General features: G+C 65.9%; 28 protein-coding genes and 1 tRNA gene. 23 read left to right on the top strand and 6 right to left on the bottom strand.

Annotated features, from left to right (window positions below; translation table 11 throughout):
- From ACSVDD_RS03635 to ACSVDD_RS03590, 10 genes are all read left to right on the top strand, one after another.
- Positions 1-276 carry a hypothetical protein gene (locus ACSVDD_RS03635; protein WP_448187923.1) on the top strand — a complete coding sequence of 92 codons (276 nt, stop codon included), beginning with the start codon at positions 1-3 and terminating at the stop codon, positions 274-276.
- 10 nt (positions 277-286) lie between these two features.
- Complete coding sequence (locus tag ACSVDD_RS03630) at positions 287-646, top strand: hypothetical protein (protein ID WP_448187922.1); 360 nt, start codon at positions 287-289, stop codon at positions 644-646.
- Between the two features lie 13 nt (positions 647-659).
- Positions 660-920: a hypothetical protein gene (locus tag ACSVDD_RS03625; protein WP_448187921.1), complete on the top strand. Its 261-nt coding sequence runs from the start codon at positions 660-662 to the stop codon at positions 918-920.
- A gap of 163 nt (positions 921-1,083) precedes the next feature.
- On the top strand, positions 1,084-1,596 hold the full coding sequence (locus ACSVDD_RS03620) for a terminase small subunit (protein ID WP_448187920.1): 513 nt from the start codon (positions 1,084-1,086) through the stop codon (positions 1,594-1,596).
- Positions 1,577-3,679, top strand: a complete 2,103-nt coding sequence (locus ACSVDD_RS03615) for a phage terminase large subunit family protein (protein ID WP_448187919.1) — start codon at positions 1,577-1,579, stop codon at positions 3,677-3,679. The genes ACSVDD_RS03620 and ACSVDD_RS03615 overlap by 20 nt, the downstream gene beginning before the upstream one ends.
- 144 nt (positions 3,680-3,823) lie before the next feature.
- A complete protein-coding gene (locus ACSVDD_RS03610) occupies positions 3,824-5,305 on the top strand; it encodes a phage portal protein (protein WP_448187918.1) in 1,482 nt (493 codons plus the stop codon).
- Positions 5,302-7,164 (top strand): prohead protease/major capsid protein fusion protein, encoded by a 1,863-nt coding sequence (locus tag ACSVDD_RS03605; RefSeq protein ID WP_448187917.1) that lies wholly within the window; start codon positions 5,302-5,304, stop codon positions 7,162-7,164. The genes ACSVDD_RS03610 and ACSVDD_RS03605 overlap by 4 nt, the downstream gene beginning before the upstream one ends.
- 2 nt (positions 7,165-7,166) lie before the next feature.
- Positions 7,167-7,373, top strand: a complete 207-nt coding sequence (locus ACSVDD_RS03600) for a phage head-tail joining protein (RefSeq protein ID WP_448187916.1) — start codon at positions 7,167-7,169, stop codon at positions 7,371-7,373.
- Between the two features lie 13 nt (positions 7,374-7,386).
- Positions 7,387-7,734, top strand: a complete 348-nt coding sequence (locus tag ACSVDD_RS03595) for a DUF2190 family protein (RefSeq protein ID WP_448187915.1) — start codon at positions 7,387-7,389, stop codon at positions 7,732-7,734.
- Positions 7,735-7,888: 154 nt separating this feature from the next.
- Positions 7,889-8,185, top strand: a complete 297-nt coding sequence (locus tag ACSVDD_RS03590) for a hypothetical protein (protein WP_448187914.1) — start codon at positions 7,889-7,891, stop codon at positions 8,183-8,185.
- Positions 8,186-8,303: 118 nt separating this feature from the next.
- On the opposite strand, the gene ACSVDD_RS03585 is transcribed toward ACSVDD_RS03590, so the two are convergent.
- The 4 genes from ACSVDD_RS03585 to ACSVDD_RS03570 form a co-directional block, all read right to left on the bottom strand.
- Positions 8,304-8,858, bottom strand: a complete 555-nt coding sequence (locus ACSVDD_RS03585) for a hypothetical protein (RefSeq protein ID WP_448187913.1) — start codon at positions 8,856-8,858, stop codon at positions 8,304-8,306.
- A complete protein-coding gene (locus tag ACSVDD_RS03580) occupies positions 8,827-9,267 on the bottom strand; it encodes a MerR family transcriptional regulator (protein ID WP_448187912.1) in 441 nt (146 codons plus the stop codon). Before ACSVDD_RS03580 ends, ACSVDD_RS03585 begins: the two co-directional genes overlap by 32 nt.
- Positions 9,268-9,423: 156 nt before the next feature.
- On the bottom strand, positions 9,424-9,954 hold the full coding sequence (locus tag ACSVDD_RS03575) for a hypothetical protein (RefSeq protein WP_448187911.1): 531 nt from the start codon (positions 9,952-9,954) through the stop codon (positions 9,424-9,426).
- A 139-nt stretch (positions 9,955-10,093) separates the two neighbouring features.
- Entirely contained in the window at positions 10,094-10,252 is a 159-nt protein-coding gene (locus ACSVDD_RS03570) for a ribbon-helix-helix protein, CopG family (RefSeq protein ID WP_448187910.1), read from the bottom strand.
- 142 nt (positions 10,253-10,394) lie between these two features.
- Between ACSVDD_RS03570 and ACSVDD_RS03565 the strand changes: the two genes are divergently transcribed.
- Genes ACSVDD_RS03565 through ACSVDD_RS03555 form a run of 3 tightly spaced genes read left to right on the top strand, consistent with a single transcriptional unit; the run spans position 10,395 to position 11,888 of the window.
- Positions 10,395-10,805 (top strand): HNH endonuclease, encoded by a 411-nt coding sequence (locus tag ACSVDD_RS03565; RefSeq protein ID WP_448187909.1) that lies wholly within the window; start codon positions 10,395-10,397, stop codon positions 10,803-10,805.
- A gap of 11 nt (positions 10,806-10,816) precedes the next feature.
- A complete protein-coding gene (locus tag ACSVDD_RS03560; protein ID WP_448187908.1) occupies positions 10,817-11,368 on the top strand; it encodes a hypothetical protein in 552 nt (183 codons plus the stop codon).
- A complete protein-coding gene (locus ACSVDD_RS03555) occupies positions 11,361-11,888 on the top strand; it encodes a hypothetical protein (RefSeq protein WP_448187907.1) in 528 nt (175 codons plus the stop codon). Before ACSVDD_RS03560 ends, ACSVDD_RS03555 begins: the two co-directional genes overlap by 8 nt.
- A gap of 129 nt (positions 11,889-12,017) precedes the next feature.
- Here ACSVDD_RS03555 and ACSVDD_RS03550 read toward each other — a convergent pair whose 3' ends face one another.
- Together ACSVDD_RS03550 and ACSVDD_RS03545 are read right to left on the bottom strand one after the other, a co-directional pair.
- Complete coding sequence (locus ACSVDD_RS03550) at positions 12,018-12,554, bottom strand: DUF6232 family protein (protein ID WP_448187906.1); 537 nt, start codon at positions 12,552-12,554, stop codon at positions 12,018-12,020.
- Positions 12,555-12,649: 95 nt separating this feature from the next.
- Positions 12,650-13,936, bottom strand: a complete 1,287-nt coding sequence (locus tag ACSVDD_RS03545) for a tyrosine-type recombinase/integrase (protein ID WP_448187905.1) — start codon at positions 13,934-13,936, stop codon at positions 12,650-12,652.
- Between the two features lie 489 nt (positions 13,937-14,425).
- Here ACSVDD_RS03545 and ACSVDD_RS03540 point away from each other — a divergent pair, with 489 nt between their 5' ends.
- From ACSVDD_RS03540 to nuoH, 10 genes are all read left to right on the top strand, one after another.
- The gene (locus ACSVDD_RS03540; protein WP_448187904.1) at positions 14,426-14,677 is read left to right on the top strand and encodes a hypothetical protein; all 252 of its coding nucleotides are present in this window, start codon (positions 14,426-14,428) and stop codon (positions 14,675-14,677) included.
- Positions 14,678-14,808: 131 nt separating this feature from the next.
- Positions 14,809-14,885, top strand: a tRNA-Asp gene (locus tag ACSVDD_RS03535).
- Between the two features lie 241 nt (positions 14,886-15,126).
- A complete protein-coding gene (locus ACSVDD_RS03530) occupies positions 15,127-15,495 on the top strand; it encodes an NADH-quinone oxidoreductase subunit A (RefSeq protein ID WP_448187903.1) in 369 nt (122 codons plus the stop codon).
- A complete protein-coding gene (locus ACSVDD_RS03525) occupies positions 15,486-16,028 on the top strand; it encodes a NuoB/complex I 20 kDa subunit family protein (protein ID WP_448187902.1) in 543 nt (180 codons plus the stop codon). The genes ACSVDD_RS03530 and ACSVDD_RS03525 overlap by 10 nt, the downstream gene beginning before the upstream one ends.
- Before the next feature lie 16 nt (positions 16,029-16,044).
- The gene (locus ACSVDD_RS03520; protein WP_448187901.1) at positions 16,045-16,674 is read left to right on the top strand and encodes an NADH-quinone oxidoreductase subunit C; all 630 of its coding nucleotides are present in this window, start codon (positions 16,045-16,047) and stop codon (positions 16,672-16,674) included.
- 65 nt (positions 16,675-16,739) lie between these two features.
- Positions 16,740-17,888 (top strand): NADH-quinone oxidoreductase subunit D, encoded by a 1,149-nt coding sequence (locus ACSVDD_RS03515; protein ID WP_448188505.1) that lies wholly within the window; start codon positions 16,740-16,742, stop codon positions 17,886-17,888.
- Positions 17,885-18,514 carry an NADH-quinone oxidoreductase subunit NuoE gene (gene nuoE / locus ACSVDD_RS03510; RefSeq protein ID WP_448187900.1) on the top strand — a complete coding sequence of 210 codons (630 nt, stop codon included), beginning with the start codon at positions 17,885-17,887 and terminating at the stop codon, positions 18,512-18,514. Before ACSVDD_RS03515 ends, nuoE begins: the two co-directional genes overlap by 4 nt.
- Before the next feature lie 13 nt (positions 18,515-18,527).
- Complete coding sequence (nuoF, locus tag ACSVDD_RS03505; RefSeq protein WP_448187899.1) at positions 18,528-19,823, top strand: NADH-quinone oxidoreductase subunit NuoF; 1,296 nt, start codon at positions 18,528-18,530, stop codon at positions 19,821-19,823.
- Between the two features lie 16 nt (positions 19,824-19,839).
- On the top strand, positions 19,840-21,903 hold the full coding sequence (gene nuoG / locus ACSVDD_RS03500) for an NADH-quinone oxidoreductase subunit NuoG (RefSeq protein ID WP_448187898.1): 2,064 nt from the start codon (positions 19,840-19,842) through the stop codon (positions 21,901-21,903).
- A complete protein-coding gene (gene nuoH / locus ACSVDD_RS03495) occupies positions 21,896-22,906 on the top strand; it encodes an NADH-quinone oxidoreductase subunit NuoH (RefSeq protein WP_448187897.1) in 1,011 nt (336 codons plus the stop codon). Before nuoG ends, nuoH begins: the two co-directional genes overlap by 8 nt.
- Positions 22,907-22,939 lie beyond the last annotated feature (33 nt).

The raw sequence follows: 22,939 nt of genomic DNA, 5'->3' as shown, positions 1-22,939 counted from the left end.
ATGCGCAGCACACCCCGCAGCATGCTGCAGCAAGCCCCGCGCGAGTGCAGCAAGCGCAGCAACCCCCTTGCTAAGTCTTTGATTTTGCTCGTGCAGCACACGTCGCAGCAAGCGCAGCAAGCGGGGGTGCAAGTCATTGATTTCATTATGCAGCAAGCGCGCGCTGCACACCCCCTCTCCTACGGAGAGGGATACACCGCCCTGTTTGGCGGCGGCGTATCCGGTAACCGGAGATCGGACGCCAACAGCGGAAATCTCCCCAACCATCAGCACTGAGGAGCACATCATGACCAAAAAGAGCACGAAGGCCCCCTCCATCGCCGAGATGAACGCGCACGCTATCGAGAAGGTGGAATGGACCACCGCCCCCATCGCCATCTGCGGTGCAGATCAGGAACCCAAGGCCTGCATGGCGCAGGTGCGGACGTACTTCGCTGTCCACGAGTCCTTTGGGGCTGATGAGGCCTACACGCTCACCCACCTCCCGACTGGCTTGGTTGTTCGGCGGTATCGCAGCGCGGCTGCTCTGAGGCGGCTGGCCGATGCCCTGGTGCCGCGGTTCGATTGGTCGATGCTCACCGAAAGGACTGCGCAGGATCTGCCGCCCGATATCGTGGACATGATCCACGCAGTTGCGTCGGCGTGAGGGGGGATGCGTCATGGCCACCCCCACCCACCGCATCGAACTCGTCAATGGCCGTTCCATCTTGGACGTGGCGCCCCTCGAACTCGCCAGCAGGATCGGCGCCTTCCTCTCGTCCCTACCGGACGGCTGGGGGGACAATGAACTGGACGAATGCCTCGAACCGGCCGTGACGGCGATGCTCGCGGCGGGCTTCCCGCCGGAGGACGTTGAGCTGTACCGCCAGATCCTGGCTGACGACGCGCTGGCGGCTTGGGTGGGTGGGGCAGCATCATGATGCGATCAACCCCGCCGGCCCGCGAACCCCTGGCTGCGTGCCTAGCGGGCGCCGCTGGCCCCTCCAGCCGGGCGGCGGGTCCTTCCGGGCGAAGGCAACGCGGGCAAGCTCCCGGCCGCGATTCCTCTCCAGCTATGACCTACCAAGGGGGGAGGCTACTACCATGTCTGGCAACGGCAAGCCCCTGAACCGGGCTGAGACCGCCGAGTTCTTCGGCGTCCAGCTCACCACGGTCGATAGCTGGCGCCGCGCCGGCTGCCCGTGCGAGCCGGGCGACGGACGCGCGCTGGTGTTCCACTCCGCCGCGGTGGCGAACTGGCTCCGAGAGCGCGACGTGCGCTTGGCGCTGGAGAAGGCCGGCGGCGGACGCACGGACATCGAGCGCCGGAACGCTGAAATCGACCTGCAGATGAAGGAACTGAAGCTCGCCCAGGCGCTGGGCACCGTGGTTGCGGTGGACGACGTGGCGGCGATGGTGGCGGACGAGTATGCGACCGTGCGCGGCCGGCTGCTGTCCATCCCCTCCAACGTGGTGCAGGCGCTGGGCGGCATCGTAGAGAGCGAAACCGCGGCGCGTGTCTCCGGGGTTGTTGACGCGGAGATCCGCGAAGCCCTGGACGAGCTGACGGGCGACCTCGACAAGCACAGAGAACGCGATGCCGACCCAGCTGCTTGACCTATCGCCCGGCCGGGCCGCGCTCGCGGCGCGCATGGTGGAGGCGCGCCGGCAGCACCTGAAGCCGCCCCCGCGCATGACGGTGGACGAGTGGGCGGACAACTTCCGATACCTTGCCCGCGGCGCCGGCGCCTATTCGGGCCGCTGGAAGACATCCAAAGTTGAAATTGCGCGCGGGCCGATGCGCGCCGTGACCGAGCCGGGCGTCAAGGTCATCAGTGTCGCGAGCTGCACCCAGTTGCTCAAGTCGAGCCTGCTGGAGAACGCATTCGGCTACTTCGCCCACCTCAACCCGGCGCCGATCCTGCTGGCTGAACCGAAGGACGACGCCGTGCAGGCGTTCGCCAAAGAGCGCGTCTCGCCGATGGTGAAGGCCACTCCGGTGCTGCGGAAGCTGGTGGGCGATCCGCGCACCCGGAACGCCGACAACACGACCACCTTCCGGCGCTTCCCCGGCGGCTTCCTCGCCATGGTCGCGGCGGGCAGCCCGGTCAACCTCGCCATGCGTCCGGTGAAGGTCACGCTGCTGGACGAGGTGGATAAGTACCCCATGACGAAGGAGGGGCCGGGCGTCAAGCTGGCGGAGGAGCGGTTGGGCACCTACGCCGACAGCCTGTCCATCCGGGCGTGCTCCCCGACCGACGAAGACGGCGAGATCGCCAAGAGCTACGCCGCGTCGGACCAGCGCCGGGCGTTCGTGTCCTGCCCCCGGTGTGGGCACCGCCAGGTGCTCGACTTCTTCTCACACGTCCACTGGGACAAAGGCCGGGACGGCGTGCACCTGCCCGAGACGGCGCGCGTGGTGTGCGAGCGCTGCAACGTCGGCTGGAGCGAGGCCGAACGCCTGGAGGCGCTGAGCACCGTCCGGTGGGCGCAGACGCGCCCGTTCTCATGCTGCGGCCGGCGGCATGATCCGCTGAGCGACTACGCCACCGCGTGGCGCGTCGACGGCTTGGTGGAGGCGTGGGAGTCCGTGTGGTGCTGGGACGAGCGCAACATCGTGGGCCGGGCGATCTGCGGCGAGTGCGGCCGGCTGGCCGTCCCCAACCGCCATGCCGGCTTCACGGCATCAAAGCTCTATTCCCCGCACGCCAACGACGTTCCCGCCGAGGTGGCGCGGAAGTGGCTGGAGGCGAAATCCGATACGGAAGCAAGGCAGACGTTTTTCAACACGCAGTTGGGGCAGGCGTACCGCGGGCAGGCGGACAAGAAGGTGGAGGCCAGCGCGCTCATGGCCCGGCGCGAAGTCTGGCCGGCGGAGGTGCCCGACGGCGTGGCGCTGCTGACGGCCGGCATCGACTGGCAGGGGCTTCGCTTCGAGATCGAGGTGGTTGGCTGGGGCCGGGATGAGGAATCGTGGAGCATTGCGTATGAGGTGGGGGTGGGCGACCCGGCGCAGCCGGAGGTGTGGCAGCGCCTGGACGAGATCCTGACCCGCCGGTATCTCCGCGCCGACGGGCGGCCCTTCGTCATCGAGGCGGCGTGCATGGACTCAGGCCACCACACGAACGAGGTTTATTCGTTCTGCCGGGCGCGGGCAGCGCGGCGCGTGTGGGCGATCAAGGGCGAGTCCGCCAAGTTCGGCGCGCGCAACCCGGTCTGGCCGGCGTGGAAGCCGAACACGAAGTGGCGTGATCAGTTCAGGCCCATCCTCCTCGGCGTGAACAGCGCAAAGGACACCATCCGCTCCCGGCTGGCACTGACCGAGCCGGGGCCGGGTTTCTGCCACTTTCCGCATGATCGGGACGCGGTGTGGTTCGACCAACTCACGGCGGAGCGGTTGGAACTGAAGGCGAAGGGCGGACGGGCCTACCGGGTGTGGACGCTCCCCCGCGGCCGGGCCAACGAGGCGACGGACTGCCGCGTCTACAGCTATGCGGCGCTGCATGGTCTCCTGAGCCTGGGCGTGAAGCTGAACAGCTTGGCGGCGGAGGTGGGCGCCAACCGCGGGTCGCTCATCCTCGCTGGCACGCCAGAGGCTGAACGGCTGCTGGCCGCCCGCGCCGCGGTGCCCATCGTCGAGCGCAAGCCGGCGCCGCGTCGGTCGAAAGGCCCCCGCGTGGTGGGCGGCGCAGATCTGTGACGGGCTTGTTTGATGGAATGTAAGTAAAATATCGTTACGTCAAGTTACGCAATGATACAATATTTGAGGGAGCAAAGGTATAATCTGGTCATTATTGATTATTTCTGTGGGATATGCCATATCTATGGCATGACAAAGCCGCCCATGCTTCACCGAATTCTCGACTTCTGGCCGTTCCGCAAGCGATCCTTCGGGGGTGCGGGGCGGGAGCGTCGCCGCACGGGCGTCAAGCGCATGGTCAGCCTCAACCAGACCATCCTCGCCGAGGGCACGTTCGCCGCGCAGCAGGCCGCCTATCAGGCCCGCAACAGCCCTTGGGTGAACGCGGGCGTCAACGCCCTGGTGACGCGCATCGTCGGGACGGGCATCACGCCCCGCTCGTCGCACCCCGACCCCAAAGTGAGGGAACGCCTCCACAAGCTGTGGCGCGAGTGGGTGAAGCGCTCCGATCCGCGCGGCCGATGCGACTTCTACGGCCAGCAGGCGCTTGCCGTGCGCCGCATGATCGAGGGTGGCGAGGCGCTGGGCCGGCTCCGCATCGCGCGGCCGGGCGACGGGCTGACGGTGCCACTCCACGTCGAGACCATCGACCGGACGCAGCTCCCCCTGGATCTGTTCCGCAACCTGGGCAACGGCACCGTGGTGCGCGCCGGAATCGAGTACGACGACCGCGGCGTGCCGACCGCCTATCACCTTCTGAAGACCCGGCCGGATGACCCGTTCTCCGTGACGCTGGGAATCACCGGCGAGACGGTGCGCGTGGAAGCGCGGGACATGCTGCACCTCTTTCAGCCGCTGGAGGATGGGCAGCTTCGCGGCGCCACGTGGCTGGCGCCGGTCATCCCGACCGTGCAGGACCTGGACGAGTTGAAGGACGCGACCCTTCAGCGGTCCAAGGTCGCGAATCTGCTGGTGGGCTTCATCCGCGACATGGCCGGTACCGCCGGGCAACTCGGCTCGAATGAGGAAGGCGAGGACGGCGAAGAAGAGGTGCAGATCAAGCTGACGCCGGGCGGCATGATCCGGCTGCCCAGCGGGACGGACATCTCGTTCACCGATCTGCCCGAGTTCAAGGACTATGGCCCGTTCACCAAGACGCACCTCCGCGGCGTAGCGGCCGGCGCTGGCGTTCCCTACCCGGAGCTGGCCGCCGACTACGAGGGCGTGACCTTCAGCAGCGCCCGCGTGGAGCTGATGGCTTTCAAGGCCCGCGTTGAGGCGGTGCAGTTCCTGGTGGTAATTCCGCAGTTCTGCCAACCGACCTGGGAGCGCTTCGTCACGTTGGCGGTGCTCACCGGCGCGCTGGAGGCGCCCGACTTCGAGCGGAACGCCGCGGACTACCTGTCGTGCGACTGGCTGCCGCCGAAGTTCGAGCACGTGGACGTGCAGAAGGACATTGCTGCCGAGGTGGAGGCCATCAACAACGGCCTGAAGTCGCGCACCCAGGCGCTGGCGGAGCGCGGCTACGACGTCGAGGAGGTCGACCGGCAGATCGCCGCCGACCGGGCGCGCGAGCGGGAGCTGGGGCTGGAGTTCGGTTCCGCGCCGGCCGAGCCGCCCACGCCTGCCCCCACCCAGGAAGACGGCGTTGACGGCGCCCCCACGCAGACCGAGGAAGCCCAATGAACGGCTTGATGACCCGTGCCGTCAGCTTCACCCCCTCCACGCTCGACCGGGAGAAGCGAACCGTCCAGGTGGTGGCGCTGTCCGGCTTCGCGCCGGTAGCGCGCCGCTGGGGGGCGCCCGACGGCAGCGGCGGGCAGTGGATCGAGGAGTTGGACGCCAACGGCGCCGACCTGGAGGCGTTCCGCGGCGCGCCAATGTTGCGTGACCACCGGCCGTCGACGGATCACCACGTGGGCGCCGTTGATACCTCCGTGTTGGAGCCGGGCGCCGCCGGGCCGCGCATCGTCTCGACCGTCCGTTTCGGCACCAAGCCGGCGGCGGAAGAGATCTTCAGCGACGTGGCCGCCGGGATCCTGCGCGGCGTGTCGCTCGGCTACGACGTGCACGAGTGGCGCCACGTCGGCGCACGCGACGGCATCAAGGTCTACCGCGCCGTGAAGTGGCGCCCCCGTGAACTCTCCTTCACCCCCATGCCGGCTGACGCCGGCGCCACCGTCCGAACCGAAGAGGACCACATGACGACCCAGACGACGGCTGCGCCGGCCGCGACGGCGAACGACACCGTGACGGGCGCGGAGCAGACCCGCACCACCCCCACTGCCCCGACCAACCGCGCCGAGGTGAACGCGGCCATCCGCACCATGGCGCGCACGGCCGGCCTGGATCAGGCGTGGATTGATGCGCAGATCGACGGCAACGCCACGGTGGAGGCTGCCCGTGCCTCCGCCTTCCAGGCGATGGAGCAGCGCGGCGCCGGCAACATCCGCACCGAGGGTGCGCGGGTGCAGGTCCTGGGCAGCCACGAGGATCCGAGCGCCGTCCGCGGTGCCATGGCGCACGCGCTGGCCGCCCGGCTGGCGCCGCAGCTCGTCAAGCCGGACGACCGGGCGCGCCAGTACATGGGCTATCGGACCATCGTCATGGTCGGCGAGCTGGCGCACCTCCGCGGCGACCGCTTCGACGCGCGCAACGAGGCCGCGCTCCTCGAGCGCGCCGTGGGCGCCCACACCAGCTCCGATTTCCCGCTGCTGCTGGCGGACGCGGCGAACAAGGTGCTGCTGGCGCAGTACGCCGCGGCGGCGCCGACCTACCGCAAGTGGGCGGCGCGGCGCAGCTTCAACGATTTTAAGCCCCACAATTTTCTGAGGCTGGGCGACTTTCCGACCTACAAGAACGTGGCGGAGTCCGGCGCGGTCAAGTATGGCACCATCAGCGAGAACCGCGAGCAGGTGACGGCGGCGGAGTACGCGACCGGCATCATCATCGGTCGCAAGGCGCTGATCAACGACGACCTCTCGGCGCTGGGCGACTTCTCCACGCTGATCGGCATCCGCACCGCGGCGGATGAGAACCGCATGGTCTACGCGCTGCTGACCAGCAACCCGACCATGAGCGACAGCGTGGCGATGTTCCACGCCGACCACGGCAACCTCCCGACCGCGGCCGCCATCACCGTGGCGGGCGTCGGCAAGTCGGTGGCTGCGCTGCGCAAGCAGAAGGGCCTGGACGGCATCCCCCTGAACCTGTCGGCCGTCTACCTGGTGGTGGGGCCGGACAAGGAGTTGGAGGCGCGCCAGGTGGTGGCGAGCATCACCCCGACCAAGACGGGCGACGCCAACCCCTGGGCCGGCTCGCTGGAGGTGGTGGTGGATGCCAACATCAGCGGGAACGCGTGGTATGTGATGTGCGACGGCAACATGTGCCCGTGTATCGTCTACGGCTACGTGGCCGGCACGGATGGGCCGCAGATCCTGACCGAGCGCGACTTCGACACGCAGTCCGTGAAGGTGCGCGCCGGAATCGACTTCGGCTACGGGGCCATCGACTTCCGCGGCGCCCAGTACAACGCGGGTGCCTGATCGTGGCGACGCTGGAAGAACTCCGGTCCCAACGCGAGACGCTGGCGCAGTGCCGCGCCAGCGGTCTTCGCGCCGTCCAGTACGCGGACGGGAGCCGGAACGAATACAAGTCCGACGCCGAAATGGCCGCCGCTCTCGCCGACCTGGACCGGCAGATTGCTGCGGCCAGCGCCCCGTGCCAGCCCACCCGCTTCCGCTTCGTGACCTGAAGGAGCAACGACCGTGAAGAACTACATCCACTCGGGCGACCTGATCGAAGCCACTGCGCCGAGCGGCGGCGTCACCAGCGGTGGCGGCGTGCTGATCGGCAGCCTGTTCGGCGTGGCCGGCGCCACCGCGGTGCAGGGCAACGCCTTCACCCTCGCCACCAAGGGCGTCTACGAACTCCCGAAGCTGAGCACGGCGGTGCTCGCCGCCGGCGGCAAGGTGTCCTGGGACAATACGAGCAAGCGGTGCGACGCGCCGGGCACCGGGCTCTATCCCGTGGGCGTGGCGGTGGAGGCGGCCGGCAACGGCGCGACCACGGTCAAGGTCCGCCTGGACGGCGTGAGCACCGCGGCGGCGGCGTAGCACTCAACGATGTTCGCGCGCGACGTTCTCCAGAGGGCCACGCGGCCGGCCCGATAACGGAAAGCTCCTCTCCCTGTCGCGCGACCTCCGCCACAAGCGGCGAATCATGAGGGTCAAGGGGGGCGAGGCCGCATCTTCTTCAAGGGGGGCGCAGATGAGCGGATCCAAGCTACAACCTTGGGCCGTTGAGGTGCTGGATCTGCGTCTTGCACAGAGCGTCGGGCCGGTGCTGGCCATTGCCGTTGTCCAGGTTGGCCCGGTAGAGATCCGGAACGTCCGTGTGTCGGAGCGGGGCGGACGGCTTCGCGTGTGGTTGCCGAGCACCGTGGAGAGATGCGACCTCAAACCGGCGTTGCGCCTTGACGAGCCGGTGTTCCTGGAACTGCGGCGCGCAGTGCTGGCGGAGTACCGCCGGACTATAGGGGCAGATCCTTGGGCCCATGTGCGGTGAGTCCCTGCCGTCCGTGTGGCGTGACGACGTCCAGATCCTCGATCTCCAGATTCAGCCGCCGGGCGGGCGGTGCGCAGTGATGTTCAGGGCGTCAATAGACCTACCCTGGTTTGCAGCGCTATTGAGCGCTCTTTCGCCTGTCATCTAAATGGGCGCGCACCAGAGCTCGCACCTCGGGAATAAAGCCGTATTTGTTTGCATCTTTGCTAGCCCCCTTGATGATAGACTCAAGGCCGCGCACAACAATGTATACCCCTCCAAATAAAGCCGTTATAAGACCTAGCGTGTCTTTTACATTCTCAAAAAATACCGTTCTGCCGCCATTTTCCGCGAGGTGGAATGCAGAACTGTCAGTGATTATTGTCCCCAATATCACTTCTATAGTTCCATATGAGAGCGGCATTGCTTTTTTCGCTACAAAAAACAACAGTCCTATTCCAGGAGGAATAAAAATAAGATGCCAAAAATCCCGGCGAATGTGAGCGTCGTGTACATAATCCACCAATCGCCAAAACAATGACACTATATTTTGGTCTATGTTGCTAGCAATTGCACACATAACCACTACAATCAACAGGGCTCCAGCTAAATCAAAATTCTCTCTATATGCGCGATCAATTTTTTCTAGAATAGCTGAATTCTCAGGGGCGGGTGCTATATTTTTGTCCATCACGTCCTTCGCTGGGTGCCTGGTTGGCTTGAAGTGGAATTTCCGTTCCAGCTATTTCTTGTGCCTTGATCCACGACAAGAGAGTGGATTTCCTAGCGCAAACCTTATCGCCCAGGCGGAAGGTAGGTAGGCGGCCATGCTGTACTAGGTGATAGACCTTGCGCTTTTCCGCAGCGTCTCCGTAGACGAACTCGGCGATAGTGTCGGCGCCCTCCAGCAGGTCGTCGCCGATGGAGCGCACCAGTGTTGGCGGCAGCGCTGCAGCGAGCCGGGAGGCCAGCTCTTGGGCCAGCATGTCGGCGAGGTCTTCGCCAACTGCCTTGATCAACGGTTGGCCGCCAGCGATCGGGCGGCGCACCGTCGCGCGGGCGACTTCAAGGCACAGGTCCGTAGCTAGGTTGGCGTTAGTCATTCTGATTTCCGAAATTGCACGCCCGACCCTTCGGCAGCTGGGCATGCAAGCCCAACAGTCCGAGGGGGGCGTGATATCCACCCCTTGCCGTGCGGCCCCGCGGAAGGCTGCTGATGGGCTTGCAGGGCTGCCCAGACCTCCCCGGCGGGGGCAGGGCTACGCCGTCGCGATCGCCGCCGCGTAGGCGGCTCGGAACGCCTCAGGGGTGATGCCGGCAGCCGCAGCGCCAGCGTGCACCATTGCGTCCGTCGGCTCTGACGGAATCGCCAACGCAGCAGCGCCAGCGGCGGAAAGCAACTTGACCGTAGCGTCGAACGGATCAGGCGCGTCGTTGGCGGGCTGTGGGCTGCCCAGACCGACGGCGATCGCCTTGCGGATCTGTCGGATAGCCTGCACCTCGTCGTCGCTGGCCAGCCCGGTGGGGATGCCGATAAAGGGGTTCAGCAGGATGTCCAGGATCGCCAGCACATCGGCGGCCATCTGGATTTCCGCGTCAAACACCTTGTCGCGGAGCGCGCTCCACTCGTCGTGGAAGGCGTCGCGGGCGTCGTTGGCTTCGTAGCCGCCGGGCAGGGCGTCTTCCGCCGCAGCCAGTTCGATGATCCGCGCCGCCGCCTCGGCGAACGTCATGCCGATGGAGGGGATGAGGGTGGAGGTGCCGGCGGGCGTCTCGGCACAGGTCGTCATGGGCACCCTTTCGTACTCTGTTCGCAAGAAATGCGACGGAAACGGCCCTCAGCTTTCATCACTGGGCGCCATGGCCGCCAAGCGCTTCAAAGGAGTAACCACCATACAACCCATTCGCGCATTCGCCAACCGGCGCCCATCATTCCGGCTTCGGCAGATAGCCGCGTTCAACCAACCACGCCTTCAACACTCGCTCGACCAACGACGACACGGAGCGGTCATCATCCTTTGCTGCCTTGGCAAGGGCTTCCTTCACTTCCGGCGCCAGGGTGACGCTTGTAGGCTGAGCCTTAGCCATCACTATTCTCCACTATGATCTAGTTGACGGTTGGTCATAGGGGAGTATAGTCGATATCACTAGCATTGACTAGCGGCCGAACCGGGTGTTGCAACCACCCGGCCCGGCCTGACCACAACCGCGCTATCCAGGAGCTGCGACCATGGCTGGTTCTCAGAATACCACGACTTTGCCTGGAGGCGGACACCCCGCTTCCACTCTCCTCGACCGCGTGCGGGAGATCCGCCGCACCAAGGCGCGCGTCCCGCTGCCGGACGTGCTGCGCAAGCTGCAGGGCGGGCGGTGCTTCTATTGCCTCACCTGCATTTCGAACCGCAGCCACGTGCCCGGCCAGCGCAACGGCGGATGGACCCGCGACCACGTGCACCCGCGGGCGTCCGGCGCCGGCAACGCCGGCAACGTCGTGCTCGCCTGCTACGCCTGCAACCAGCGCAAGGGCGATCGCCTGCCCACGGCCTTGGAACTGGCTGCGGCGCGGCAGATCTGGGCGGCCGTACTGGTGACCAAGCCGGACATGCTTCCGACCGTCCGCCGTTCCGCCGTCCTGCACTGAGGGGTCCAGCCATGAAGACGATGACCAACGCGGCGCTGTCGCGTCGCTCGCTGCTTGCCGGCTCCGCCCTGGTGGCTGCCGGCGTTCCCGCCGTCGGCGCGTTCGGCGCGGGCGTGGAGCTGATGGACGCGGCCGGGCTCGCGGCGCTCAACCCGCACCCCGACGCCGAGCTGCTGGGGCTGTGCCAGCGCTGGCTTGAACTCGACAGGGAGAGGGGGCCGGCTTACGACCATGCCGCCGAGCGTCAGACTGATCTGAGGCAGGCTGGTTGGAGCGACGATGATTTCGACCACGATCCTGAGTACGTAGCCCGCTGGGCGGAGTATGACCGGATCGACGCGATGGCCGATACCCTTGATCGGGAAATCCGCGCCCTGCCGGCCCGGCCCCTGGCGGGCATCCTTGCCAAGCTCGAATGCTGGGTGGTGGATTCCGATCCTGGCCCGGAGGACAACACCGATCACGGCTTCGCCGTCTCGGCGCTCCGCGATGCCCGGCGCCTTGGCGGCCCGGCCGTTAGCGCTTCCGCCGTCCACCAACTCGCCGAGGTGCGTCATGGGTGATCTGCCGAAGATCCCGCGCACCACCCGCCGCGCCCTGCTGGCCGGTGGTGCTGCCCTGGCGGTGGGCGCTCCGGTGCTGGCCGCGACCACGGCGGAGGACGAGCCCGACGCGCCCATGCTGCGGGACTGCCTCGCCTACCTCGACACCTACATGGAGGTTGAAGGTCTCGCCGATGAACTCGATGCCGTGCACGCGGTGCTGGGCGACGCGGGCGGCAAGGATCATCCGGACGTCGTTGCGGCTTGGCGCCGCGTAGACGAAGCCACCGACCGCGCCAGCGACCAAATCAACCGGCTGGCCGACGCCGAGGCGACGACCATCGTGGGCGTGTTCGCGAAAGCGGTCGGGGTGGGGCGGTTCCACCTCGTCCCCGATGACTCGGACTCGGACGCGCTGCACGCCTTGCTCGAGCTGATGGACGACGTGGTGCGGCTGGTGCGACCCAGCGCCGGGCCGCTTGTCCGTCAGATCCTCGCGCACCCCGCTCTGGAGGATGTGCTCGGGGAAGAGGGCGCCTGACCAGCCACCACCCATCCCCGAACCTCGGAGCCCCGGCCCAGCGCCGGGGCTTTTCTCTTCAGGTGCCCCGCCCCACGGTGGTGCAGGGTTATACGCTGGGGGGGGCGCTGGCTTTTGTCGCCGTTGCGTTCAGGGGTTCTGCGCAGGCAATACCGGCTCGAACTCATAACCGCAGAACCGACACGCCTTGGCTGCCGCCTTGATCGTCTCTGCACAGCGCGGGCATTCCTTGGTGTCGGCCGGCGGCGGTGGCGCTGACTTGACCTCGCGTGCTGAAGCCATGGCCTTCTCGACGTGCCCGCGTATCGTGAACAGGTAGCCGCGGTCCTCGCCGATCAGCGCCTGTCGTTCGCCCGATGACGTGGCAAGGAACAGAATGAAGCGGGCGGGTTCCTTCATTGCGCTGACCGTCGGAAGGACAGCCAGAATGCCAGGGATTAGAAAGACAAGGCCGGCAGCCCCGCCGCCAGTGTTGAACACCGCGAAGCTGAACAGCACAGCCAGGACGCCAGCGATGGCCAATATCACCTTGAAGAAGGTCAAGCTGGAAGGCGCGGCAGTCACTTTGACGGAGTTGATGGTGGAGACCGCGTAGGTGGTACCGTCGATCACGACCAGCGAAGGAGTAATGGTGACCGTGCGGTCGGAATAGATCGTGTCCTCCATTGGCACCCTCCGCGCGTGTGTATGCATTGGCGATCATTCGAACCACCAAAACGAGTAGGCAGGATGCACGGATGAGGTGTCAAGATCGAGGTCGCTTACGCTACGCTCGCATCGGGCCTCAGTTGAACCACGTTTCCCGGTGGTGGATTGACGATGGCCAGCACCCGCGCTGCCCACAGATCTAGTGCCTCGCGCTTCTCCTCCAGGTAGGCGTGACGGTCGTAGACCCCTTCCACGCCGCGGATCACGTGGCCAATGACCCGCTCGGCAATGTCGGACCCGACCCGCAGACCGGAGAGCCCGGTGCGTACCGTGCGCCGCAGATCATGCAGCGTCCAGGGCGGCATGGTGGGCGCCTCGGCCTTCTTCCGCAGTTCGGCAACCTTCTTGTCCAGCCGCTCCTTGCACTTGCTGAAGCCGCTGAAGTGGGTGTCCTTGTTGGTGGCGAACACGAACTCGTCGGACACCTTGCTCACGGACTCGATGACGTTGACCGCGGCCGGTGACAGGGGCACGACGTGCAAGGTCATGGTCTTGTACCGGTCCGCGGGGATGGTCCAGAGCTTCGCCTCAAGGTCGAGTTCCGTCCACTTCATCCCGCCCACCTCCGTGCGGCGCTGGCCGGTCAGGATCAGCGTTTTGACGATGGCGGGGAAGGGGCCGGACAGCTCGTTGCAGGCCTGCCAGACGTCGCGCAGCTCGTCGGCGCTGAGCACGCGGTCGCGCTTGGTCACGCGGAGGGCGCCTGCCTTCTTCCGTCCCTTGCTGGCGCTGGCCAGTAGGTTCGCCTCCAGGTCGCCGCGGTCCACCGCCCAGTTGATGATTCGCACGATGATCGTGCGCAGCTTGAGCGCCTTCTGCACCTGGCCGGCGTTGATGATCGGATCGAGTAGGGCGGTAAGGTCGCGGCGGCGCAACTCTTCGGCCGGTCGATCCTTCCAGGCCTCCAGCATCTCGCGCCGGATGATGCGTTCGATTTCCTTGCCGCGCCGGAGGGCGCCGCACTCCTGCTCTATATATAAGGTGGCGAGCTGGCCGAATGAGCCGGGCAGGTAGCCGGTGGTCGCCTTGTGCTCCAGTGCCTTTCGGGCGGTTTCCTTCACCTTCTGCTTCTCCGCGGCCGGATCGGTGCCGTCGCGCACGGCGTCCAACGCGTCGCCGGCCAGCTCGCGAGCTTTCGAGAGCGACAGGTCGGGGAAGTGCCCAAGGGTGTGCCGCTTCTGCTTTCCGCCGAACCGGTAGAAGACGAACCACGTCTTGTTGGCGTCGCCGACGCGCAGGCCGAAGCCAGGGAGCGTCACGTCGAACAGCTCGAGCCGCTGGCCCGGCTGCGGTGGCTTGGCGTTTTCAACGGCCTTCTGCGTGAGCTTGACCTTGGGCATGTGCGGCTCCGGTCTGCTGTTACCCACGGGAGAGCGGGGCCTCTCTGCTGGCCTGTGGGTAACAAATTGGGTAACAGAGAGCGTGATAGCGAGGGTGAGAGGCTGTTACCCAATGTTACACGCCTCACCAAAAAACTCAACTGTTACAACGATTGCGCGTGACGCGATGCTCTCCGGTGTTACAGGGTGAGGCGTCCTTTACACGGAGAGGGTCGGGGGTTCGATCCCCTCATCGCCCACCATCCCCTGTGAATCGCGTCGCACCGGCGGCGATTCACCTTCAAACACCATACGGACCGAAAAACTCCCGCAGGCCCGATGGCGAGGTGTGGCGCCTCGTCGCGCTGATGCCTTGCCGCGGCGATTCGTTTGGAGGCTTTCAAAACCGACGCGATTCATCGCACCCCGCGATTCCGTGGCGTTTACGGATTGCCTGCGCTTCTGTGCTAAACTTAACGTAAGGGAGCGGGCAGGGCAGAGGAGCGCACGATGAGCGAGGAATTTTCGGGCGATGAACGCCGGCTGGGGGACCGCATCCTCCACGCGCTCGAACTGGCGCTTGATCAGCGAAATCTGGAGGTTTGCGAACTGCTGTGCAAGGCGCTGGAAACCGCCCTGACGGGCTTCGGCGGGGTGGGGGCGGTGGACAAGCGCCCGGTGCCGGAGTCGATCCTCACAGCCTTCGCGCGCCTTGACCGGTTGCGTCATGAGACGCTTGGCGGACGGGAATCGGTGGCCTGAACGTTTTTGCGTTTTCGTGATTGACAGGGTCGCCGGGGGCGGATAGAAACCGGCCCACGCCACACGGACGGCGGCCCCAAGCGAAGCCCTTGAACGGTAACGCAGAACGGCCCGGACTAGAGTGGCTTTGCGCGGGTGTAGCTCAGTTGGTTAGAGCGCCGGCCTGTCACGCCGGAGGCCGCGGGTTCAAGTCCCGTCACTCGCGCCACTTTCCCAATTCAAAAACGTACTTACAAACGCTTCGCTTTCTACGCGGTTAGTCCGCGCGGGGCGGGCGTTTCTGTCATTTCAAAAGGCGTATCAAAGCGCTTTCCTTGTTCGGACTTCCGGCCTATATTGCGCCGCGTCTGACGGGCTAATCCAGTCTTATACCACCTCCGCGTGGCGCGTCGGCCCTTCCAACGGGGTCGCACGGGGCTGCGGGGCGTGGGTTTTTGGGAGGACATGCGGTGGCCAACCCGCTGATCTACGAATACCTTCCGATCCTGGTGTTCCTGTTCATTGCGATCGCTTTGTCGGCCGTCATGGTCGTCGCGTCGTATGTGATCGGTCCAAGCAATCCGGATCCGGAGAAGGTCTCCCCCTACGAATGCGGCTTTGAGCCCTTCGAGGACGCCCGCACCAAGTTCGACGTGCGGTTCTATCTGGTCTCGATCCTGTTCATCATCTTCGATCTGGAGGTGGCCTTCCTGTTCCCGTGGGCGGTGGCCCTCGGCGACATCGGGCTCTTCGGCTTCTGGTCGATGATCGTGTTCCTCGGCATCCTGACCATCGGATTCGTCTACGAGTGGAAGAAAGGAGCTCTGGAATGGGAGTAGAGGCTGCCAAGCTGGCGCCGATTCCGCCCGGACCGGAACAGGACGCCTATCTCCGCGCGGTCTCCGAGGAGATCCAGGAGAAGGGGTACATCCTCGCCAAGTACGAGGATGTGCTGGCCTGGGCCCGCACCGGTTCGCTGTGGCCGATGACCTTCGGTCTGGCCTGCTGCGCGGTGGAGATGATCCACGCCTACATGAGCCGGTACGACCTGGATCGCTTCGGTGTCATCCCGCGTCCCAGCCCGCGCCAGTCGGACTGCATGATCGTCGCTGGCACGCTGACCAACAAGATGGCCCCCGCTCTGCGCAAGGTCTACGACCAAATGCCGGAGCCGCGTTGGGTGATCTCGATGGGCTCGTGCGCCAATGGCGGCGGCTACTATCACTACAGCTACGCGGTGGTGCGCGGGTGTGACCGAATCGTGCCGGTCGACATCTACGTCCCCGGATGCCCGCCCACGGCCGAGGCCCTGGTGTACGGCATCCTGCAGCTCCAGAAGAAGATCCGGCGCGGCAACCGCATCGCGCGCTAAAGCAGGCGAAAAGCCCATGTCCGAACAAGCGCTGAAAGAACTCGGGGATCACATCGCCTCCCTTCTGGGGAAGACGGTCCTCAAGGTCGAGCTGAAGCTCGGCGAGCTGATGGTGACGGTGCAGCGCGAGCAGATCGTGCCGGTGCTGACGACACTTCGCGATGACCCCCGCTGCCTGTTCCAGCAGGTGATGGACATCACCGCGACCGACTTCCCCGACCGCCCTGAGCGGTTCGAGATCGTCTACAATCTGCTGAGCATCAAGCACAACCAGCGCGTCCGCGTGAAGCTGGACACCGATGAGGACACCCCGGTGCCCACCGCGGTGCCGGCGTTCAGCGCCGCCAACTGGATGGAGCGTGAGATCTGGGACATGTACGGCGTGTTCTTCGCCGATCACCCGGATTTGCGCCGCATCCTCACGGACTACGGATTCGAGGGGCATCCGCTGCGCAAGGACTTCCCGCTTACGGGCTACGTCGAGTGCCGCTACGACGAAGACCAGAAGCGCGTCGTCTACGAGCCGGTGCGCCTGACCCAGGACTTCCGCACCTTCGACTTCCTGAGCCCCTGGGAAGGCATGACCAACGTCATGCTGCCCGGCGACGAGAAGGCTCAGGCATCTGACACGGGGAGCAAGCCGTGACCATCGCGACCTCCGCCAGCCCGACCGCCGCGCAGTCGGCCAAGACGCAGATCAAGCCCTACACCATGAACTTCGGGCCGCAGCATCCGGCGGCCCACGGCGTGCTGCGCCTGGTGATGGAGCTGAACGGCGAGGTGGTCGAGCGCTGCGACCCGCACATCGGCCTGCTGCACCGCGGCACCGAGAAGCTGATCGAGTACAAGACCTACATCCAGGCCACGCCGTACTTCGACCGGCTCGACTACGTGTCGCCGATGTGCATGGAGCACGCCTATGTGGCGGGCATCGAGAAGCTGCTCGGCGTCAAGCCGCCGGAGCGCGCCCAGTACATCCGCGTGCTGTTCTCCGAGATCACCCGCATCCTCAACCACCTGCTGACGATCACCACCGGCGCCATCGACGTGGGCGCCATCACGCCGTCGCTGTGGGGCTTCGAGGAACGCGAGATCCTCATGGAGTTCTACGAGCGGGTGTCCGGTGCCCGTCTGCACGCCAACTACTTCCGCGTCGGCGGCGTGGCGTGGGACATGCCGGTGGGACTCGCCGATGACATCTGGGACTACACCGAGCGCTTCCCGAAGTTCCTCGACGACATCGAGACGCTCCTCACCGAGAACCGCATCTTCAAGCAGCGCACCGTCGACATCGGCATCGTGTCGAAGGAAGAGGCGCTGGACTGGGGCTTTACCGGCCCGATGCTGCGCGGCTCTGGCGTCGCCTGGGACCTGCGCAAGTCGCAGCCCTATGAGGTCTACGACCGCATGGACTTCGACGTGCCGGTCGGCCTCACCGGCGACTGCTGGGCGCGCTACCTGATCCGCATGGAGGAGATGCGCCAGTCGCTGCGCATCATCCGCCAGTGCATCAAGGAAATGCCCGAAGGTCCGGTGCGCCTTCAGGACCGCAAGATCGCCCCGCCGCCGCGCGGCGAGATGAAGCGCTCGATGGAATCGCTGATCCATCACTTCAAGCTCTTCACCGAGGGCTTCCACGTCCCGGCCGGCGAGACCTACACCGCCATCGAGGCGCCCAAGGGCGAGTTCGCCGTCTACCTCGTGTCGGACGGCACCAACAAGCCCTACAAGTGCCACATCAAGTCGCCGGGCTTCGCCCACCTGCAGGGCCTCGACTTCATGTCCAAGGGGCACATGCTGGCCGACGCGGTGGCCAACATCGCTTCCCTGGACATCGTGTTCGGAGAGATCGACCGATGAGCGCGCCTGCTCACAACCCGGCCGCCGAGCCGGCCTCCTTCGCCTTCACGCCCGCGTTCCTCGACCGGGCGCAGAAGATCATCGCCAAGTACCCGGAAGGCCGGCAGGCCAGCGCGGTCATGCCGCTCCTGGATCTGGCGCAACGCCAGAACGCCGGGTGGCTGCCGCGCGTCGCGATGGACTACGTCGCCGACATGCTGGGGATGCCGCGCATCCGCGTGTACGAGGTCGCCACCTTCTACACGATGTACAACACGACCCCGGTCGGTAAGCACGTCCTGCAAGTGTGCACGACGACGCCGTGCTGGCTGCGCGGGTCGGACGACATCGTCAAGGCGTGCGAGACCAAGCTGGGTATCGGCCTGGGCGAGACCACCGACGACGGGCAGTTCACCCTGCGTGAGGTGGAGTGTCTGGGGGCTTGCGTCAACGCGCCCATGGTGCAGATCGGCGACGACTTTTACGAGGACCTCGGCCCGGAGCACATGGAGCGGATCATCGACGCGCTGAAGCGCGGTGAGACGCCCAAGGCGGGCTCGCAGATCGGCCGCCGCTCGTCCGAGCCGGTGGGCGGCCTCACCACTCTGAAGGCCTTCGCGGGCGAGCCCGCGCAGGGCGACGACTAAGGGGGCCGGGAGCATGCTTCGCGACGAAGATCGTATCTTCACGAACCTCTACGGCTTCCAGGACTTCCGTCTTGAAGCCGCCAGGAAGCGTGGTGACTGGGACGGCACCAAGGCCATCCTCGAGAAGGGCAAGGACTGGATCATCGAGCAGGTCAAGGAATCCGGCCTGCGCGGACGCGGCGGCGCTGGCTTCTCGACTGGCATGAAGTGGTCCTTCATGCCCAAGAACGTCACCGACAAGCCCGTCTATCTGGTCATCAACGCCGACGAGGGCGAGCCGGGCACCTGCAAGGACCGCGACATCCTGCGCCACGATCCGCACAAGCTGATCGAAGGCTGCCTGATCGCCGGTTTCGCCATCGGCGCCAGCGCCGCTTACATCTACATCCGCGGTGAGTTCTACAACGAAGGCTCGGCGATGCAGGTCGCCATCGACGAGGCCTACGCCTCGGGCCTGATTGGCAAGAACGCCTGCGGCACCGGCTACAGCTTCGACGTCTTCATCCACCGCGGCATGGGTGCGTACATCTGCGGCGAGGAGACGGCGCTCATCGAGTCCATCGAGGGCAAAAAGGGCCAGCCGCGCAACAAGCCGCCGTTCCCGGCGCAGGCCGGCCTGTATTCCTGCCCGACGACGGTGAACAACGTCGAATCCATCGCGGTGGTGCCCACCATCCTGCGCCGTGGCGCCGGCTGGTTCGGCGGCCTCGGCCGTCCGAAGAACACCGGCACCAAGCTCTTCTGCATCTCCGGCCACGTGAACAAGCCGTGCAACGTGGAAGAGGAGATGGGCATCCCGCTGAAGGAGCTGATCGAAAAGCACGCCGGCGGCGTGCGCGGCGGCTGGGACAATCTGCTGGCGATCATCCCCGGCGGCTCGTCGGTTCCGGCGCTGCCCAAGTCGATCTGCGACACCGTGCTGATGGATTTCGACAGCCTGCGCGAGGTCCGCTCGGGCCTCGGCACCGCGGCCGTCATCGTCATGGACAAGTCCACCGACATCGTGAAGGCCATCGCGCGGCTCTCCAAGTTCTACGCGCATGAGAGCTGCGGCCAGTGCACGCCGTGCCGCGAGGGCACCGGCTGGCTGATGCGCATGATGGACCGCATGGTCAAGGGCAACGCCGCCGTTGAAGAGATCGACATGCTCTTCGAGGTGACCAAGCAGATCGAAGGCCACACCATCTGCGCGCTGGGCGACGCCGCAGCGTGGCCGGTGCAGGGCCTGATCCGGCATTTCCGGCCGGAGATGGAAGCCCGCATCGCCGCCTACCGCAACGCCGCCTCCACCCGCGCAGCCGCCGAGTAAGGGAGCCCGAGGGTCCATGCCGAAACTGACCATCGACGGGATCGAGATCGAAGTCGAGCCGGGCACCTCGGTGCTCCAGGCTTGCGAGCAGCTCGGTATCGAAATCCCGCGTTTCTGCTACCACGAGCGCCTGAGCGTGCCGGCCAACTGCCGCATGTGTCTGGTGGAGATGGAGAAGGCGCCGAAACCCGTGGCGTCTTGCGCCATGCCCTGTGCCGACGGCATGGTGATCAAGACCGACACCGAGACCGTGCACAAGGCCCGCAAGGGCGTGATGGAGTTCCTGCTGATCAACCATCCGCTCGACTGCCCGATCTGCGATCAGGGCGGCGAGTGCGACCTGCAGGACCAGGCCGTCGCCTACGGGTACGACCGCAGCCGCTATGGCGAGAACAAGCGGGCGGTCAAGGACAAGTACATGGGTCCGCTGATCAAGACGATCATGACCCGGTGCATCCACTGCACCCGCTGCATCCGCTTCGTGAACGAGATCTGCGGCGTCGCCGACATCGGTGCGGTCAACCGCGGCGAGCACATGGAGATCACCACCTTCGTCGAGAAGGCGATCGCCTCGGAGCTGTCCGGCAACCTCGCGGATGTCTGCCCGGTGGGCGCGCTGACCTCCAAGCCGTACGCGTTCACCACGCGTCCATGGGAGCTGCGCAAGACCGAGACGGTGGACGTCATGGACGCCATCGGTTCCAATATCCGCGTCGACACCCGCGGCTCGGAGGTGATGCGCGTCATTCCCCGCGTCAACGAGGATGTCAACGAGGAGTGGATCAGCGACAAGACCCGCTTTGCCAATGACGGTCTGAAGCGCCAGCGTCTCGATCGCCCGTACGTCCGCAGGAACGGCAAGCTCCAGCCTGCCACCTGGGCCGAGGCCTTCGCGGCCGTCGCCGCCAAGGTTAAGGGGCTGCCGGGCTCTAAGATCGCCGCCATCGCCGGCGACATGGCCGACACCGAGTCGATGCTGGCGCTCAAGGAGCTGATGGCGGCGCTCGGGTCGTCGAACATCGACTGCCGCCAGGACGGCGCCAGCTTCGACACGACCGCGCGCGCCGGCTACCTCTTCAATTCCGGCATCGCCGGGATCGAGAAAGCCGACGTCATCCTGCTGGTCGGCACCAACCCGCGTTGGGAAGGCGCCATCGTCAACGCCCGCATTCGCAAGCGGTACCTGATGGGCGGCCTCAAGGTCGGCGTCATCGGCCCGCAGGTCGACCTGACCTACCCGAGCACTCATCTGGGCAACGGCCCGCAGGCGCTCCAGGAGCTGATCGACGGCAAGGGCGCGTTCGCCGAGGTGCTGAAGGGCGCCAAGCGGCCGATGCTGATCCTCGGGCAGGGCGCCTTCCAGCGCGCCGATGGCCCGGCGATCCAGGCGGCGGCCCGGGCGCTGGCCGAATCGACCAACATGATCCAGGACGGCTGGAACGGCTTCAACGTGCTGCACACCGCGGCGGCGCGGGTCGGCGGCCTCGATATCGGCTTCCTGCCGGGTTCGGGCGGCCGCAACGTCCAGGGCATTCTCGACGGTGCGTCGAAGGGCGAGATCGAGGTGGTCTACCTGCTGGGCGCCGACGAGATCGACACCGCCAGGTTGGGCAGCGCCTTCGTCGTCTACCAGGGCCATCATGGCGATGCCGGAGCCAGCCGCGCCGACGTGATCCTGCCGGGCGCCGCCTACACCGAGAAGAACGCCATCTACGTCAACACCGAGGGCCGGCCGCAGCTGGCCCGACTGGCGACGTTCCCGCCCGGCGAGGCGCGCGAGGATTGGAAGATCCTCCGTGCCCTGTCGGAGCAGCTCGGCCACACGCTGCCGTACGACAGCCTGACCCAGCTCCGCCGCCGTCTGGCCGAAGTGAACCCGATCTTCTGCAGCATCGGCGTTCTGACGCCGGCTCCGTGGCAGGCGTTCGGCACCGCCGGCACGCTCGATGCGGCGCCGTTCGCCAGCCCGATCACCAACTTCTACATGACCGATCCGATCAGCCGCGCTTCGGAGACCATGGCGCGCTGCACCGAGACGTTCGTGAGCCCCGCCCAGGAGAGGACCGGCACCCATGGCTGAGTTCTGGAGCGGCTTTCTGCTGCCGCTGATCATCATCGTGCTGGAAATCCTGGCGATCATCGTGCCGCTGCTGATCTGCGTGGCCTACGTGACCTACGCCGAGCGCAAGGTCATGAGCGCGATGCAGTTGCGTCAGGGCCCGAACATCGTCGGTCCCTTCGGCCTGTTGCAGCCTTTCGCCGACGGCCTCAAGCTGTTCTCCAAGGAGCAGATCCTGCCGGCCGGCGCCAACCGGGCGCTGTACTACATGGCGCCGATGATGACCTTCTTCCTGGCCCTGCTGGGCTGGGCAGTCGTGCCATTCGACGCGGGGTTGGTGCTTGCCAACATCAACGTCGGCATCCTGTACCTGTTCGCCATTTCGTCGCTGGGCGTGTACGGCATCATCGTGTCGGGCTGGGCGTCGAATTCGCGCTACGCGTTCCTTGGAGGCCTGCGCTCGGCAGCGCAGATGGTGTCGTACGAGGTGTCCATCGGCTTCGTGATCATCTCGGTGCTGCTGTGCGTCGGGTCGCTGAACCTGACCGACATCGTCATGGCGCAGAAGAGTGTCTGGTTCGTCGTGCCGATGCTGCCGATGTTCGTGATCTTCTTCATCTCGGGCCTTGCCGAAACCAACCGCTGCCCGTTCGACCTGCCGGAAGGTGAGTCGGAACTGGTGGCCGGCTTCATGGTGGAGTACAGCTCGGCGCCGTTCGCGCTGTTCTTCCTCGGCGAGTACGCGAACATGATCCTGGTCAGCGCCATGACCACGATCCTGTTCCTCGGCGGCTGGTTGCCGCCGCTGGACATCGCGCCGCTGAACTGGATCCCCGGCGTTGTCTGGTTCGCCCTGAAGATCGCGTTCTGCCTGTTCGTGTTCATCTGGGTCCGCGCGACCATGCCGCGCTTCCGCTACGACCAGCTCATGCGCCTCGGCTGGAAGGTGTTCCTGCCGTTCTCGCTGGGCTGGGTGGTGTTGACCGCCGGCGTGCTCGTCGCTTTCGGCTGGCTGCCGAAGTAAGACCCGGACCACAAGGGATAAGAATCGCGGGGG

The organism is Azospirillum terrae, assembly GCF_053470425.1.
Note: the sequence above shows the minus strand (reverse complement) of the source record. Positions and strands in the feature narration are given on the sequence as shown.

Bases quoted from the DNA above. Each gene is read 5' to 3' on its own strand.
- ACSVDD_RS03635 (WP_448187923.1), top strand. From the start codon at position 1: ATGCGCAGCACACCCCGCAGCATGCTGCAGCAAGCCCCGCGCGAGTGC.
- ACSVDD_RS03630 (WP_448187922.1), top strand. From the start codon at position 287: ATGACCAAAAAGAGCACGAAGGCCCCCTCCATCGCCGAGATGAACGCG.
- ACSVDD_RS03625 (WP_448187921.1), top strand. From the start codon at position 660: ATGGCCACCCCCACCCACCGCATCGAACTCGTCAATGGCCGTTCCATC.
- ACSVDD_RS03620 (WP_448187920.1), top strand. From the start codon at position 1,084: ATGTCTGGCAACGGCAAGCCCCTGAACCGGGCTGAGACCGCCGAGTTC.
- ACSVDD_RS03615 (WP_448187919.1), top strand. From the start codon at position 1,577: ATGCCGACCCAGCTGCTTGACCTATCGCCCGGCCGGGCCGCGCTCGCG.
- ACSVDD_RS03610 (WP_448187918.1), top strand. From the start codon at position 3,824: ATGCTTCACCGAATTCTCGACTTCTGGCCGTTCCGCAAGCGATCCTTC.
- ACSVDD_RS03605 (WP_448187917.1), top strand. From the start codon at position 5,302: ATGAACGGCTTGATGACCCGTGCCGTCAGCTTCACCCCCTCCACGCTC.
- ACSVDD_RS03590 (WP_448187914.1), top strand. From the start codon at position 7,889: ATGAGCGGATCCAAGCTACAACCTTGGGCCGTTGAGGTGCTGGATCTG.
- ACSVDD_RS03580 (WP_448187912.1), bottom strand. From the start codon at position 9,267: ATGACTAACGCCAACCTAGCTACGGACCTGTGCCTTGAAGTCGCCCGC.
- ACSVDD_RS03575 (WP_448187911.1), bottom strand. From the start codon at position 9,954: ATGACGACCTGTGCCGAGACGCCCGCCGGCACCTCCACCCTCATCCCC.
- ACSVDD_RS03570 (WP_448187910.1), bottom strand. From the start codon at position 10,252: ATGGCTAAGGCTCAGCCTACAAGCGTCACCCTGGCGCCGGAAGTGAAG.
- ACSVDD_RS03565 (WP_448187909.1), top strand. From the start codon at position 10,395: ATGGCTGGTTCTCAGAATACCACGACTTTGCCTGGAGGCGGACACCCC.
- ACSVDD_RS03560 (WP_448187908.1), top strand. From the start codon at position 10,817: ATGAAGACGATGACCAACGCGGCGCTGTCGCGTCGCTCGCTGCTTGCC.
- ACSVDD_RS03555 (WP_448187907.1), top strand. From the start codon at position 11,361: ATGGGTGATCTGCCGAAGATCCCGCGCACCACCCGCCGCGCCCTGCTG.
- ACSVDD_RS03550 (WP_448187906.1), bottom strand. From the start codon at position 12,554: ATGGAGGACACGATCTATTCCGACCGCACGGTCACCATTACTCCTTCG.
- ACSVDD_RS03545 (WP_448187905.1), bottom strand. From the start codon at position 13,936: ATGCCCAAGGTCAAGCTCACGCAGAAGGCCGTTGAAAACGCCAAGCCA.
- ACSVDD_RS03540 (WP_448187904.1), top strand. From the start codon at position 14,426: ATGAGCGAGGAATTTTCGGGCGATGAACGCCGGCTGGGGGACCGCATC.
- ACSVDD_RS03525 (WP_448187902.1), top strand. From the start codon at position 15,486: ATGGGAGTAGAGGCTGCCAAGCTGGCGCCGATTCCGCCCGGACCGGAA.
- ACSVDD_RS03520 (WP_448187901.1), top strand. From the start codon at position 16,045: ATGTCCGAACAAGCGCTGAAAGAACTCGGGGATCACATCGCCTCCCTT.
- ACSVDD_RS03515 (WP_448188505.1), top strand. From the start codon at position 16,740: ATGAACTTCGGGCCGCAGCATCCGGCGGCCCACGGCGTGCTGCGCCTG.
- nuoE (WP_448187900.1), top strand. From the start codon at position 17,885: ATGAGCGCGCCTGCTCACAACCCGGCCGCCGAGCCGGCCTCCTTCGCC.
- nuoF (WP_448187899.1), top strand. From the start codon at position 18,528: ATGCTTCGCGACGAAGATCGTATCTTCACGAACCTCTACGGCTTCCAG.
- nuoG (WP_448187898.1), top strand. From the start codon at position 19,840: ATGCCGAAACTGACCATCGACGGGATCGAGATCGAAGTCGAGCCGGGC.
- nuoH (WP_448187897.1), top strand. From the start codon at position 21,896: ATGGCTGAGTTCTGGAGCGGCTTTCTGCTGCCGCTGATCATCATCGTG.